Origin of the sequence: Geotalea uraniireducens Rf4 (genome assembly GCF_000016745.1) — a bacterium.
Taxonomy (GTDB): Bacteria; Desulfobacterota; Desulfuromonadia; order Geobacterales; family Geobacteraceae; genus Geotalea; species Geotalea uraniireducens.
Genome location: NC_009483.1, coordinates 263,276 through 277,023 on the forward strand (window position 1 = coordinate 263,276; position 13,748 = coordinate 277,023).

General features: G+C 57.2%; 14 protein-coding genes. 7 read left to right on the forward strand and 7 right to left on the reverse strand.

From position 1 onward, the window contains the following. Positions 1-18: 18 nt before the first annotated feature. The 7 genes from ybgF to GURA_RS01040 all read right to left on the reverse strand — a co-directional run bounded on the left by ybgF (position 19) and on the right by GURA_RS01040 (position 5,778). Positions 19-846, reverse strand: a complete 828-nt coding sequence (gene ybgF, locus GURA_RS01010; RefSeq protein ID WP_011937146.1) for a tol-pal system protein YbgF — start codon at positions 844-846, stop codon at positions 19-21. 144 nt (positions 847-990) lie between these two features. Then, the gene (pal, locus tag GURA_RS01015; RefSeq protein WP_011937147.1) at positions 991-1,575 is read right to left on the reverse strand and encodes a peptidoglycan-associated lipoprotein Pal; all 585 of its coding nucleotides are present in this window, start codon (positions 1,573-1,575) and stop codon (positions 991-993) included. 134 nt (positions 1,576-1,709) lie between these two features. Beyond that, positions 1,710-2,993, reverse strand: a complete 1,284-nt coding sequence (tolB, locus tag GURA_RS01020; RefSeq protein WP_011937148.1) for a Tol-Pal system beta propeller repeat protein TolB — start codon at positions 2,991-2,993, stop codon at positions 1,710-1,712. After that, entirely contained in the window at positions 2,990-3,769 is a 780-nt protein-coding gene (locus tag GURA_RS01025) for an energy transducer TonB (protein WP_041245206.1), read from the reverse strand. The genes tolB and GURA_RS01025 overlap by 4 nt, the downstream gene beginning before the upstream one ends. Beyond that, positions 3,766-4,185 (reverse strand): protein TolR, encoded by a 420-nt coding sequence (gene tolR / locus GURA_RS01030; protein ID WP_011937150.1) that lies wholly within the window; start codon positions 4,183-4,185, stop codon positions 3,766-3,768. Before tolR ends, GURA_RS01025 begins: the two co-directional genes overlap by 4 nt. Before the next feature lie 9 nt (positions 4,186-4,194). Continuing rightward, positions 4,195-4,869 (reverse strand): protein TolQ, encoded by a 675-nt coding sequence (gene tolQ / locus GURA_RS01035; RefSeq protein ID WP_011937151.1) that lies wholly within the window; start codon positions 4,867-4,869, stop codon positions 4,195-4,197. Positions 4,870-4,998: 129 nt separating this feature from the next. Continuing rightward, positions 4,999-5,778 (reverse strand): carbon-nitrogen family hydrolase, encoded by a 780-nt coding sequence (locus tag GURA_RS01040; RefSeq protein WP_011937152.1) that lies wholly within the window; start codon positions 5,776-5,778, stop codon positions 4,999-5,001. A gap of 126 nt (positions 5,779-5,904) precedes the next feature. On the opposite strand from GURA_RS01040, the gene hemW reads away from it, so the two are divergent. From hemW to larB, 7 genes are all read left to right on the forward strand, one after another. Continuing rightward, the gene (gene hemW, locus GURA_RS01045) at positions 5,905-7,050 is read left to right on the forward strand and encodes a radical SAM family heme chaperone HemW (protein WP_011937153.1); all 1,146 of its coding nucleotides are present in this window, start codon (positions 5,905-5,907) and stop codon (positions 7,048-7,050) included. Between the two features lie 119 nt (positions 7,051-7,169). Further along, entirely contained in the window at positions 7,170-8,201 is a 1,032-nt protein-coding gene (gene hrcA, locus GURA_RS01050) for a heat-inducible transcriptional repressor HrcA (protein WP_011937154.1), read from the forward strand. Positions 8,202-8,265: 64 nt separating this feature from the next. Beyond that, positions 8,266-8,865 carry a nucleotide exchange factor GrpE gene (gene grpE / locus GURA_RS01055; protein WP_011937155.1) on the forward strand — a complete coding sequence of 200 codons (600 nt, stop codon included), beginning with the start codon at positions 8,266-8,268 and terminating at the stop codon, positions 8,863-8,865. A gap of 188 nt (positions 8,866-9,053) precedes the next feature. Beyond that, a complete protein-coding gene (dnaK, locus tag GURA_RS01060; RefSeq protein ID WP_011937156.1) occupies positions 9,054-10,961 on the forward strand; it encodes a molecular chaperone DnaK in 1,908 nt (635 codons plus the stop codon). A gap of 139 nt (positions 10,962-11,100) precedes the next feature. Continuing rightward, entirely contained in the window at positions 11,101-12,219 is a 1,119-nt protein-coding gene (dnaJ, locus tag GURA_RS01065; protein ID WP_011937157.1) for a molecular chaperone DnaJ, read from the forward strand. After that, positions 12,216-12,794, forward strand: a complete 579-nt coding sequence (locus GURA_RS01070; RefSeq protein WP_011937158.1) for a phospholipase D-like domain-containing protein — start codon at positions 12,216-12,218, stop codon at positions 12,792-12,794. Before dnaJ ends, GURA_RS01070 begins: the two co-directional genes overlap by 4 nt. A 176-nt stretch (positions 12,795-12,970) precedes the next feature. Beyond that, positions 12,971-13,720: a nickel pincer cofactor biosynthesis protein LarB gene (gene larB, locus GURA_RS01075; RefSeq protein WP_011937159.1), complete on the forward strand. Its 750-nt coding sequence runs from the start codon at positions 12,971-12,973 to the stop codon at positions 13,718-13,720. The last annotated feature ends 28 nt before the right edge of the window (positions 13,721-13,748 follow it).

Genomic DNA, 13,748 nt, shown 5'->3' on the forward strand with positions numbered 1-13,748 from the left:
GGTTTCCCCCGCCTTTTTCTATTTCAGCTCCTTCAGCTTTTCCTTGGCAATTCGGGCCTCATCAGTATAGGGCGAATCTTCGATCAGCTTCTTGTAAACATACCTGGCGCTTTTTGCATCTCCCAACTCTTTAAAAGCCATGGCCTGCTTTAGCATGGCAGCCGGAACTTTTTCTTTGCCGGGGTAATTCTTTATCACTTCCTGGAATTCCAGAATCGCCTGGTCGTACTTCTTTTCATGGTAATATGTTTCTCCGAGCCAGTAACGTGCGTTTGCAGTCAATTCATGCTTGGGGAACAGTTCGATGAATTTTGTAAAGTACTCCCTGGCCTTCTGTGGATCGCCCCCCTTGAGTGTGTCTAGTCCCCTTTGGTAGAGCGCATCAGGCGCTTGTTCCATCTCTTTATTCTTAGCTTCAGCCAGTGTTTTATGCAGTTCTTCAAAAGATTTGTCCAGCTTCAACAGACGTTCTTCCATGGCGGTTAGCCGCCGGTCGGTATCTTCCTTCAACAGAGCGAGATCATCTGCCGGTTTCTGGGCCAGCAGCCTGACATCATCAACCTTACCGGTCAGGACCTGCATGTCGACCTTGGCGCTGTCTAGGGTTGCCTGTAGGTCGGCACTTCCTTTACGTAGATTATCCATCTCATTCTGAACGTCCTTGATGGTTTTGTCGATGCCTTCTTTCGCTTCGCTGCGCATCCCGCCGATGTCCTTTTCCATCTTGAACATCCGGGTTTTCATCTCGTCCATGTCGCGCTGCACATTGTCTACGGTTTCCCTCGATGCGCAAGCCGAAAGGGCCAGCGCCAGGACGATGGGTGACCACCTTCTGATGAACTGCATAGTGGCAAATCCTCCTTCTTTGATAAAAAAACAGCCGCCGCAAAATACCATCACACCCATATGCCTTGCAGGGGATTATGATGACGGCGTTGCATATAAAAAAGGAGCCCAAGAGGGCTCCTTTTGCGGTTAAAAAGAAACTGACTACTTGATGATGACGAATTCAGCCCTACGGTTTTTAGCCCACGCAGCTTCATTGTGGCCCGGGTCGGCGGGCTTTTCTTTGCCGTAGCTGATGACGCTGAGCTGGTCAGCGGGAACCCCCAGGGTCACCAGGTAGTTCATGGCTGACTTGGCACGTTTTTCACCGAGGGCGAGGTTGTATTCGTCAGAACCTCGCTCGTCGCAGTGCCCTTCAATCTGGACCTTCGCCCGTCCGGTTTTCAGCAACCATTTGGCATTGTTGGACAGGATATCGCGCGAGGTCTGCGTGAGAACAAAAGAGTCAAAGTCGAAGTAAACTTTTCCCAGCTCAGTGGCGGCTACGGCAGTCACGGGCTGTTCTTTGATGCTTGCTTCAGCGATTGTCGTCGCCTCCTTTATAGGCTGTTCCTTCACAACTTCTTCAGTCATCGATGGCTTGGCGGGGGGCGTTACAGCGGGCTTTTCAGTTGCAGCAGATGGGACGACGCCTTCTTCACCCTTTACCATTTCTTTCTTGGCGCAGCCTCCCACAAGAAGCGCTCCGCAAAAAAGAACCGTCACCAAGCCTACCATACCCTTACGCATTTTCCGTTCTCCTTTTCATAGCATCGATTTTAATCAGAGGCCTATGCCTCGAAACTGCCAAAAATGTTAAAAGATTATACATGAGTCTGGGGCATTTTCAATCATTCTTCTCGGCGGTCGGAAAAGTTTTTTTGTTACCAGCGGGGTGACCACGCAGGGTGAGAATCCGCGCCCTTTCCTCTCGATACGCGGGTTTGTCCGCTTCCGTCGCTTCTCATCACATAGATTGCTTCCTTGCCGCCACGCGTTGAGCTGAAAGTGATGAAGCGGCCATCCGGCGACCAGCGAGGATGCTCGTTGCTCCCCTCGGAAGTAAGCTGAACGTCGCTGCTGCCATCCGCGTTAATCACGTATATCTGGAATCCACCGCCGTGTTGGCGGCAGTAAGCGATGCGGTCCCCCTTGGGTGACCAGCGAGGGCTGACGTTGTAGGTTCCGCTGGTGGTTAACCGGCTGACGTTGGAACCGTCGGCGTTCATGATGAAGACTTGCGGCTTACCGAGCCGGTCCGAGACAAAGGCTATTCTTGAGCCGTCAGGCGACCATGCCGGTGAAACCTCGATGGCGCTGTTGTTGGTAAGCTTGGCCAGCTGTTTTCCATCCTTGCTGATGGTATATATCTCCGAGTTGCCGTCCTTGCTCATGGCGAGGGCGATCTTGCTGCCGTCCGGCGACCAGGCGCCGGTGACGTTAATGCCCGGTCGCGCCGAAAGGCGTGCCTCCGTGCCGCTGAACAGTTCCCGGCGGTAGAGGTCGGGATTTCTTCTTTTATAGGAAGTGTAGATGAGTTCCTTGCCGTTGGGCGAGAAGTCGGGGTTGAGGTTGATGGAGCCGTTTTTGGTCAGACGTTGCACGTTATAACCGTCGTAGTCCATCAGGCAGATCTCCTTGTTCCCGGTAGCCGTGGAAACAAAGGCGGTCTTGCCGGTGAAGGGACCCCGTTCGCCGGTAACGGCAAGCATGATCTCATCGCCGAAGGTGTGGACGATCTTGCGCAGGTCTGCACGTTTGCCCGAGTAGCGCTTGGCGGCCAATTCCTTGCCTCTTGCCACATCGTATAGCCTGAACTCAATGGTCAGGCTGTCTGCTGAAACGGTATAACCGCTCTTGACCAGCAGGTTGGCTCCGGCAGCCTGCCAGGGTGCAAAGTCGAATTCGCCCGGTCTGATGCCGCTTTTGCTTTCTGCCGGTGGCGTGGGCATTACCGCGAACGGACCGGCCAGGGTGAGGTCAAAGCTGAAAACTTCGGAGATTCCCTTGGCAATGTCGGCGCTTGGCCCGCCGAAAAGAGAAACGGGCTGGGCAACGGCCAGCTGCATCTGCCGGTTGCCGGGGGCGGTGACCTCCAGGTAGCCCTGTTGAGCCTGGAGAAAGGAGGGTACGCAGAGCAGCAATAGTACTACAAGAAATTTTCTCAATTCTTCCCGACCCCTTGAGGCTTGAAAACAAAGCCGTACTCAAAATCCTGGCCACCCGGCGGCGGCGTAAAACTCTTTTCGGCCTTTGCTATGGCCTGGAGGACGGCATCTTCGAACAAACGGTCGCCGGAGCTGTACTCGATGCGCTGCCGGGCGATGCGGCCGGTTCTGTTAATGGTAAGCCGTACCCGCACTTCGGGTGTCTTGCTCTGGAAAGCTATGGTGGTCTTGAAAGCATCCTTGAGCCGCGACTGGATGTAGCTGGAGTAGTCGCTCCCCGCCTCCTTCCCCGTGGCCCCCGGCATGCCTGCCTGCCCTTTGTCGCTGCCAGTCTTTTTCTTGCGCAAGGCATCGAGAGCCGCAGCCGCGTGCCTGGATTCGTTTTCCCGCTCCAGTCGGGCCAGCCGCTCTTCAAAATCCCGTGCCGATTCCTGATGGTCCGGCTTTGCTCCGCTGGCTGGGGTTGCTGTCGTGGATTTAGGCCGGGAGGTGGGTGTGGGCTTGGCCGGAAGCTTCATCTCCTCTGCCTGCGGTTTCGGGGTGGGGGGGGCGACCGGTGCGGTGGCGCCGGTCGCGTTGCCGGCTGGACTGCCGGACCGCGGGCTCGCTACCGGCAGGTTCACCACATCAACGTAATAAACCGGCGGATTGTCGGCCTGCACGCCCGACAGGATGTTGAGCTGCATAACAAGGAAAAACAAGGCGGCGTGGAGCAGGAAGGAGCAGATGAACATCCCCCCGGGTCCCGGCTCTTTTCTCTTCAGCGTGCGCGTCATTTTCCCTGGACAGGCTCCGTGACCATGCCGAGGCGCTCGATGCCGGCCCCCTTGATTTCCGCCATGGTTTTTACCACCTCGCCATAGGGGACGTCCTTGTCGGCCTTGAGAAACACCTCCTTTTTCGCTTTCGAGGCAAACATGGCCGACAGCTTGGATCTGAGCTCACCGAACGGTACTTCCGATTTATTTATGAAAAGCTTGCCCGATCTTTCCAGGGAAACGACGACGGTTTCTTCCTGGGGAGTCAGTGCCTTGGTATCCGCCTTGGGCAGATTGACCTGCACTCCCTGCTGCATCATCGGCGCGGTTACCATGAAGATGACCAGCAATACCAGCATGACGTCCACCAGCGGCGTGACGTTGATCTGCGACATGGTGTTGCGGTTGCTGCTGTCCCTGCTTCCGAGCTCCATCCTTCCCCCCTATTTCCCTGTGAAGGTCCGCTGCACGATATTGAGAAACTCGGTGGAAAAACTGTCCATTTCTGCGATCAAGACCCGGATTTTCTGCTGGAAGTGGTTGTACCCCATGACTGCCGGGATGGCGGCCACCAGGCCGATGGCGGTGGCGATGAGTGCCTCGGCGATGCCGGGAGCAACGACGGCCAGGGAGGCTGAGCCGGTTTCGCCGATCCCCTTGAAGGCGGTCATGATTCCCCAGACCGTACCGAACAGGCCGATGAAAGGGGCTGTGGAACCGGTCGTGGCGAGGAAGGTCAGATACTTCTCCAGCCGGGTGATCTCCGAGGTGGTGGCGCGGCGCAAGGCGCGGGAGATATTGTCGATTCCCCCCAGTTCCGTGCTGATGATGGTGGGGTCCTGCTTCTCCTCACCCTTTTCCATGAGCTTTTTCATCTCGCCGTACCCTTCATTGAACAGCACGGTGAGGGGGGAGTTGGCAAAACGGTCGAGCTGGGCGTTGATGGCGTCAAAACGTTTCGCCTTCCAGAAAAATTCCAGGAAGCGCTCCGACTCGCTGTTTGCCCGATGCACCTGGAGCAGCTTGTAAAAAATAATGGCCCAGGATACGACGGAAAAATAAAGCAGGATAAAAAGTACCAGTTTTACGACCAGTCCGGTCGTTGCGAATATTTCCAAGGCTTGCTACCTCCGGTTGTAATTAAATGAATTCGTAAAAAATTCATCCGTGACAAATTCCAATAAATATTCCTTACGCGGAGCGAAGTCAATACGATTTTTGTTACGGCTATTTACAGCCGGAGCTGATCAGTAAAATTCCGGTTTTCTGTCGGGGAAACAGGTGATCTGCTGCCGCCAGTTTTCCATCTCGGCAAAATTAAGGAGAGCCGTCGGCTCGCAATTCTCATACCCACCCTCGGCCAAAAGTTCCCCCTTCGGTCCGACGATGAGGCTGGAGCCGAAAAAGTCGAGCTTCCCCATGACGCCGCAACAATTGGCGGCGACCACGAAAAGCTGGTTTTCGATGGCCCGCGCCCGCAGCAGCGTCCGCCAGTGCTCATCCCGCGGCTTCGGCCATTCGCCGGGGACGACCAGGATCTCTGCCCCCTCCACCGCCAGGCGGCGCGCCAGTTCAGGGAAGCGGAGGTCGTAGCAGATGAACACCCCGATTCTCCCTACGGAGGTGTCGGCAACGAGCCAGGAGTCACCGCCGGTGAAGGAGCGGTCCTCGTTCATCAGCGAAAAGAGGTGGATTTTGCGGTACTTGCCGGCCAGTTCGCCCCGGTCCATGACATACGCGGTATTGCAGACCTTGTCGCCGTCCGGCTCCGGCAGGCTCCCCACCAGCACCATGCCGTAGTCGGCGGAAAGCCGTCCCATCTCCTCCACCACCTCGGGCGTGCGTCTCGCCAGTTCGTTGAGTTCCCGGTAGGCAAAGCCGCAGCTCCACATTTCCGGCAGTACCGCCAGCTGGACCCCGTTATCGGCAAGCCGCGCCAAAGCATTGCGCACATACTCCACGTTTGCGTCGATGTCGGCAAGTTTGATGTTGAATTGCACTGCAGCGGCCTTGATCTGGCGTTTCATGGCATATCCTACGGTAATAACGTATCGGCAAGGAACAATGGCGCAGTGTAATCCCATAAACCGTGGATTTCAAGGGGGATTATTAAGTCTTGGACATTTGGCCGATGAATAGATTATTATTTTGCCATGCAAACTTCCCTCTACATACATTTCCCGTTCTGCCTGAAAAAATGCCTCTACTGCGACTTCAACTCCGTGGCGGACTCTCCGCTCAAACCGGCTGAGTATGTGGCTACGCTGGTGCGAGAGATGGAGTTGTGCGCGAAAACGCTCCGAGCGCCGGTAACCGCGCCGACCCTTTATTTCGGCGGAGGCACCCCGTCGCTCATGGAGCCGGAACTGGTCGGGGCGATAATCGATGCGGCGGCACGGCTTTTCGGGTTGGAAGCGGATGGGGAGATCACCATCGAGGCCAACCCCGGCACCCTGACCTTGGAAAAGCTCGCAGGTTACCGGACCGCCGGGGTGAATCGGCTGTCGCTGGGGGTGCAGTCCTTTGACGATCCTTTGTTGGCGCGTCTTGGCAGGGTTCATACAGCGGACGAGGCCATGGCGGCATACGCGGCGGCGAGGGCGGCCGGTTTCACCAACATCGGCATCGACCTGATTCATTCCCTCCCCGGCCAGAGCGTGGAGATGTGGCGCAATGCTCTCGATCGGGCAACGAGCCTCGCGCCGGAACACATTTCCGCTTACGGGCTCAGTATCGAGGAGGAGACGCCGTTTTTTCGGCTGGAGGAGGCGGGGGCCTTGCCGCTCCCCGACGAGGAGGAGGCGGTTGCCATGTTCGAGGCGACCATTGAAGTACTTGCCGGCAAAGGCTATCAGTATTACGAGATATCCAACTTCGCCCTGCCGGGCTTCAGGTCGCGGCACAACCAGGTCTACTGGCGCCGCGGGAACTATCTTGGCTTCGGCGCAGGCGCCCACTCTTTCCTGCGCGAACCAGACTGGGGAGTACGGTGGAAGAATCCCGATTCTTATGTCCCTTACCTGGAAGCGGTACAGCGCTCCGTCCTCGCCGCGGAGGAACGCCACCCTCTTTCCCGGAGAGAGGCGCTTTCCGAGGCGTTTTTCCTCGGCCTGCGGCTCCTGGATGGGGTCGATCTGCGTCTCCTTGAGGGGGAGTTCGGTCCTGCCGTCGAAGAATATTTTGCCGCGCCGATCCGGGAGCTTACAGCGCAGGGACTTCTGGCCGCTGACGCCGGTCGCCTCTGTCTCTCGCCACGGGCAATAATCGTTGCCAACCAGGTTTTTGCCAGGTTTCTTTAGCCCATCCAGACGCGCCTTTAATCCCGGAAAATCCCTTGACAAAGAACGGGTCGATTGTTACTTTGTGACTGTTTAGCACTCGAATTCCTTGAGTGCTAACGTGCATTTAGAGGTAGGTTATGAAAGAGCATCTTTCTGACAGAGGCAAGCAGATTCTCGAGGCGATCATCGAGGATTACATAGTGACAGCGGAGCCTGTCGGGAGCCGTACCATAACCCGCCGGCACCCGTTGTCACTTTCGCCTGCCACGGTGCGGAACGTGATGGCGGATCTGGAGGAGATGGGATTTCTCGTCTCGCCGCACACCTCTGCCGGACGTATCCCCACGGATAAGGCCTATCGCTTTTACGTGAACTCTCTCTTGGCGGTGAAGAATATCGGCCGCGATGAACAGGAGGAGATCGTCAGGCGCTGCTCGCTGGCGGGCAAGGATATCGGCGAGGTGCTCAAGGAAACGAGCCGGATGTTGTCGGCCACCTCCCATTACATGGGAATTGTCATGGCGCCCCGCTTCGACTCCAATGTTTTCCGCCACATGGAGTTCGTCAAGCTTGGCAGCAGGCGGATCTTGGCAATACTGGTGTCGCAGAACGGCACGGTGCAGAACAGGATCATCGAGGCGGATGAGGATGTGAGCGCGGCAGATCTGACCCGGATGTCCAACTACCTGAACGAACTGCTCCAGGGCCTGACCATTGCCCAGGTAAGGCACAGGCTCATCGAAGAGATGCAGAGCGAGAAGGCCCGATACGATCTGCTTCTGGCAAGGGCGCTTGCGCTTTCTTCCAAGACCCTCGATGAAGAGGATGCCCAGGTATTTATCGAGGGGCAGGTCAACATTCTGGAACAGCCGGAGTTTGCCGATGTGGGCCGGATGAAGGATATCTTCCGCACCTTCGAGAAGAAGAGCGCCATCCTGGAGTTGCTTGACCGGGCCATGGCCGCGGAAGGGGTGCAGATATTCATCGGCTCCGAGTCCCATCTGAGTGAGATGCCGGGGATGAGCCTGATCACCTCCACCTACGTGACCGGCCAGAACACCCTGGGGGTACTGGGTGTCATCGGCCCCACCCGGATGGGGTATGCCAAAGTCATACCGATCGTCGATTATACGGCAAAACTGGTGAGCAGATTGCTGGAACTGGAATAAACGCCGTTGCTGTCAAGCCGCCCCGCCGGGGTGTCTCTACAATAATGTAAGGAGATTAAGAACTGTGGAAAAGAAAAAGCATGGCACGAACTCGATCAGCGAGGCGCTGAAGGTAAAAGCGGCGGTGGAGCAGGAGACGGCGACGCCGGAGCCGACCCCCCAGTCTGAAACGGAAAGCGCCGATAAAATAAAACAACTGGAAGAAGCGCTGGCTGCAAAAGAGGCTGAGGCTGCGGCGAACTGGGACAAGGTCCTCCGCGAACGGGCCGACCTTGAAAACTATCGCAAGCGGGTGCAGAAGGAAAAGGAGGAGCTCCTCAAGTACGGCAACGAGTCGCTCATCCTCGAGATCCTTCCTGCCATCGACAACATGGAGCGCGCGCTTGAGCATGCCTGCGATGAGAGCATGTCGGCAATCGTCGAGGGGATAAAGATGACCCTCTGCATGCTCCAGTCGACCCTGAAAAAATTCGGCGTTGCTCCGGTTGATGCCGGAAAGGGGACCACTTTCGACCCTGCCTATCATCAGGCCATGAACCAGGTGGAAAGCAGCGAGCATGAGCCGAATACGATCGTCAGCGAGTTCCAGAAGGGGTATCTCCTCAACGAACGGCTGCTCAGGCCTGCGCTGGTTTCGGTTGCGACGGCGCCGAAGGAGCAATAAGGACCGCAATAAGGACCGTTCTACGTTCTAAGTTCTAAGTTCTAAGTTCTAAGTTCTAAGTTCTAAGTTAAAGTCTGAACGTAGAACGTAGAACGTAGAACGTAGAACATTTTTTTCAACGCCCCTTGTTTTTTTCGTGGGCGATGACTAGCTTGTAAAAACAGAGACAAAAAAGGAGGAGAGTTTAGATGAGTAAAGTTATAGGTATTGACCTGGGAACCACCAACTCCTGCGTGGCGATTATGGAAGGTGGCGAGCCCATTGTTATAGCCAATGCCGAGGGGAGCCGCACTACGCCTTCGATGGTTGCCATCACCGACAGCGGCGAGCGTCTGGTCGGGCAGCAGGCAAAGCGACAGGCCGTGACCAACCCGGAGAACACCCTGTTCGCCATTAAGCGCCTCATCGGCCGCAAGTTCGATTCCGAGGCGGTGAAGAAGGATATCGCCATCTCGCCGTTCAAGATCGTCAAAGCGGACAATGGCGACGCCTGGGTGGAGGTGCGCGGGCAGAAGTATTCAGCCCCCGAGATATCCGCCATGGTGCTGCAGAAAATGAAGAAAACCGCCGAAGACTACCTGGGGGAGACCGTTACCGACGCGGTCATCACCGTCCCCGCTTACTTCGATGACTCACAGCGCCAGGCGACCAAGGATGCCGGGAAGATCGCCGGCCTGAACGTGCTCAGGATCATCAACGAGCCGACTGCAGCAGCGCTTGCCTACGGCCTCGACAAGAAGAAGGACGAGAAGATTGCGGTCTTCGACCTGGGTGGCGGGACTTTCGACATATCCATTCTTGAGCTGGGGGAAGGGGTCTTTGAGGTGAAGTCTACCAACGGCGACACCTTCCTCGGCGGCGAGGATTTCGACCAGGACATCATCGACTGGATTGCCGCAGAGTTCAAAAAAGACCAGGGGATCGACCTGCGCGGCGACAAAATGGCACTGCAGAGGCTGAAGGAGGCTGCGGAAAAGGCCAAGTGCGAGCTTTCCACTTCCCTGGAAACCGATATCAACCTCCCCTTCATCACCGCCGATGCCACCGGCCCCAAGCACCTCAACCTGAAGCTGACCAGGGCAAAGCTTGAGGCGATATGCGCAAACCTGATCGCCAAGCTGGAAGGGCCGTGCAGGACAGCGCTCAAGGATGCCGGCCTCTCCCCCAATGACATCGACGAGGTGATCCTTGTCGGCGGGATGACCCGCATGCCGATAGTGCAGAAAAAGGTGCAGGACATCTTCGGCAAGGTCCCCAACCGCAGCGTCAACCCCGACGAGGTCGTGGCCATCGGCGCCGCCATCCAGGGGGGGGTGCTGAGAGGGGATGTCAAGGACGTGCTCCTGCTCGACGTCACCCCCCTCTCCCTCGGTATCGAGACCTTGGGCGGTGTCATGACCAGGCTGATCGAGAAGAACGCCACCATCCCGTGCCGCAAAAGCCAGATATTCTCCACGGCCGCTGACAACCAGCCGGCCGTCAGCATCCACGTGCTCCAGGGGGAACGGGAAATGTCGACGGACAACAAGACCCTCGGCAATTTCGAGTTGAGCGGCATCCCTCCCGCACCGCGTGGCGTTCCCCAGATCGAGGTGACCTTCGACATCGACGCCAACGGCATTGTCCATGTTTCCGCCAAGGACCTCGGGACCGGCAAGGAGCAGTCGATCCGTATCACCGCCTCTTCCGGCCTCTCCAAGGAAGAGATCGACAAGATGGTCAAGGACGCGGAGGCCCACTCCTCCGAGGACAAGAAGAAACGCGAGCTGATCGAGGCGCGCAACCAGGCCGACAGCCTCGCCTATTCAACGGAAAAATCGCTCAAGGAGTTCGGCGACAAGATCGATGCCGCGGAAAAACAGAAGATCGAAGACGGCCTTGCCGCCTTGAAAAAGGCGATGGAAGGGAGCGATGCCGACGCCATCAAGAAGGCGAGCGACGAGCTGATGCAGGCTTCCCACAAGCTGGCCGAAGCGGTCTATGCAAAGGCCCAGCCCGGTGAAGAGCAGGCGGGGGGCGCTCCCCACGAAGGTGAGGCCAAGGACGAAAAGGTCGTTGACGCCGATTTTGAAGAAGTGAAGGAAGACAAGAAGTAGGGGCGCACCCATGTGTGCGCCCGATTTCCGGGCAGACACACGGGGCTGCCCCTACGGCGTAAATTGACAACCATATGATGCGCTGGGCAGCGACGGCATTTTTGTCTTCGCTGCCTCTTTGCGTTACAAAGGACATATTTTGGCAAACGGCGACAAACGTGATTATTATGAGGTGCTGGAGGTAAACCGCAACGCTTCCGAAACCGAGGTCAAGAAGGCGTACCGGCGGCTGGCCATCCAGTACCATCCCGACAAAAACCCGGGGGACAAGGCTGCAGAAGACAATTTCAAGGAGCTGACGGAGGCCTACGAAGTCCTTTCCGATCCCCAGAAAAGGGCGCAGTACGACCAGTTCGGCCATGCCGGCATGGGGGGCGGCGGCTTTTCCTCCGGCGGCTTCGGTTTCGGCGCCGGTTCTCCCTTCGGCGACATTTTCGGCGACATCTTCGGCGATGTGTTCGGCGCCAGGCCGCGCAGCCGTGGCAAGCGCGGCGACGACCTGCTCTACAACATGGAGATCAGTTTCGAGGAAGCGGCCTTCGGTGTCGAGAAGAAGGTCGAGGTTCCCTATGCCAAGCGTTGCGACAGTTGCGGTGGCAGCGGCGCCAAGGCGGGGACCGAGCCGAAGACCTGTCCCACCTGCCGTGGCGCCGGTCAGGTGCGGTTCCAGCAGGGTTTTTTCAGTGTCAGTAAGACCTGCACCCATTGCAACGGAGAAGGGCGGGTGGTGGAAAATCCTTGCCCGACCTGCCGTGGCGCCGGCACGGTGCGGGACAAGAAGACCCTTTCGGTCAAAATTCCCGCCGGCGTGGAAACCGGCAACCGTTTAAAGCTCTCAGGAGAAGGGGGGCAGGGGCTCAAGGGTGGGCCCAACGGCGACCTTTACGTGGCCATCACGGTCCGCGAGCACTCTATTTTCAAGCGGGAAGACAACAACGTCATCTGTGAAATCCCCGTCAGCTACACCCAGGCGGCCCTCGGCTGCGAACTGGAAATACCCACCCTGGACGGTAAAGTGAATCTGAAGATTCCCGAGGGGACCCAGTCCGGCAAGATATTCAGGCTGCGCGGCAAGGGTATACATGTTTTGCAGGGATACGGACGGGGCGATCACCTGGTGGTCGTCAAGGTTGAGACGCCGACGAATCTTACCAAGCAGCAGAAAGAGCTTTTGGAGGAATTCGCCCGGATCGGCGGCGAAGACGTGAACCCCATGAGGAAAAACTTTTTTTCCAAGGTAATGGACCTGTTAAGTTGAAACAGCGGAGCAAAATACCGGGGAAATCGTTCATCCCGGCATGGCCGGCCGCGGCATTTTGGGCCGCGGCTCTGCTTTGCTGCACTGCCGCGCCTCTCTTTGCGGGGGGGAGTTATTACGCCAGAACCACACTGCTGCGCAATCAGGAATATGCCGATGCCCTTTTGAAGGGGATTCGGGACGCCCGCAGAAGCATCGTCTTTTCCTTTTACCTGTTCAAGGTGACCGAATCACGCGGCAACCAGCCGCGCATCATTACCGCGGAGCTGATCAAGGCCGCCATGCGCGGGGTGGATGTGACGGTCTTCCTGGAAAAAGGGAACGACAAGAACGACCAGCTTAATGGGGAAAACCGCGACACCGCCGCCCTTCTGGCAAAAGGAGGGGTAAAGGTGTTTTTCGATTCGCCCCGTGTCACCAGCCACATGAAAACGGTCGTAATCGACGGCCGCTACGTCTACATCGGCAGCCATAACCTGACCCAGAGCGCACTCCAGCGCAACAACGAGCTCTCGGTCCTCATTGACTCACCCGAGATGGCCGCCGAGATCAAGGCCTACCTGGACCGATTGTAGGCGATACACCACTTCCTTCCCGGCAAGTTATTCATTCAGCAAAAGTGCAGCTATCCATAGAAAAAATAAAGATTATTCCCTTTCGCAAGCGGCGTGGTATACTCTCCTTTCGGTTGTGTATCGACGACAAGGCAAATCGATTGGACTTTGAATCTCATGAAAGCGAAGGGCACCTGATGGACCGCACCGAATTAAAGCGATTGCTGTACAACGTAAAAAACAACGACATAGGGGTTGAAGATGCCCTTGACCGGCTCAAGCACCTCCCCTTCGAAGAGCTCGGTTGCGCAACCATCGACCACCACCGGACTCTGCGTCAGGGATTTCCCGAGGTGATTTTCGGCGAAAGTAAGACCGTCGGTCAGATGGAGCAGATCATTATTGCGCTCCTGGCCAAGGGGAACAACATCCTGGCAACGAGGGTCGATGGGGAGAAGGCGGCAAAGCTCAGGCAGACGTTCCCGACGGCCCACTACCACAGCGAGGCGCGTTGTCTCACCATCGAGCAAAAACCCGTTGAACTTAAGGGGCGGGGGAAAATCCTGGTGATTTCGGCAGGCACCTCGGACATCCCGGTTGCGGGAGAAGCCGTGATAACAGGCCGGATGATGGGGAACGAGGTCGAGAGCCTCTTCGATGTGGGGGTGGCAGGGCTCCATCGACTCCTGGCGCAAAAGGAGCTTCTGATTTCCGCCGCAGTGGTCATCGTCGTCGCCGGCATGGAAGGGGCGCTCCCCTCGGTGGTCGGCGGTTTGGTCGACAAGCCGGTGATCGCGGTCCCCACCTCGGTGGGATACGGCGCATCCTTCGGCGGGATCGCCGCGCTGCTTGGCATGCTCAACTCATGCGCCGCCGGGGTAACGGTGGTGAATATCGATAACGGATTCGGCGCTGCCTATGCGGCCAGCCTGATGAACCGGGAATAAAAATCAGGTACGAGGAGCCAGGCGCGAG

Coding starts and splice junctions, on each gene's coding strand:
- GURA_RS01025 (WP_041245206.1), bottom strand. CDS start 3,769: ATGACGCGCACGCTGAAGAGAAAAGAGCCGGGACCCGGGGGGATGTTC.
- larB (WP_011937159.1), top strand. CDS start 12,971: ATGGACCGCACCGAATTAAAGCGATTGCTGTACAACGTAAAAAACAAC.
- hrcA (WP_011937154.1), top strand. CDS start 7,170: ATGAAAGAGCATCTTTCTGACAGAGGCAAGCAGATTCTCGAGGCGATC.
- ybgF (WP_011937146.1), bottom strand. CDS start 846: ATGCAGTTCATCAGAAGGTGGTCACCCATCGTCCTGGCGCTGGCCCTT.
- tolR (WP_011937150.1), bottom strand. CDS start 4,185: ATGGAGCTCGGAAGCAGGGACAGCAGCAACCGCAACACCATGTCGCAG.
- pal (WP_011937147.1), bottom strand. CDS start 1,575: ATGCGTAAGGGTATGGTAGGCTTGGTGACGGTTCTTTTTTGCGGAGCG.
- GURA_RS01040 (WP_011937152.1), bottom strand. CDS start 5,778: ATGAAACGCCAGATCAAGGCCGCTGCAGTGCAATTCAACATCAAACTT.
- hemW (WP_011937153.1), top strand. CDS start 5,905: ATGCAAACTTCCCTCTACATACATTTCCCGTTCTGCCTGAAAAAATGC.
- dnaK (WP_011937156.1), top strand. CDS start 9,054: ATGAGTAAAGTTATAGGTATTGACCTGGGAACCACCAACTCCTGCGTG.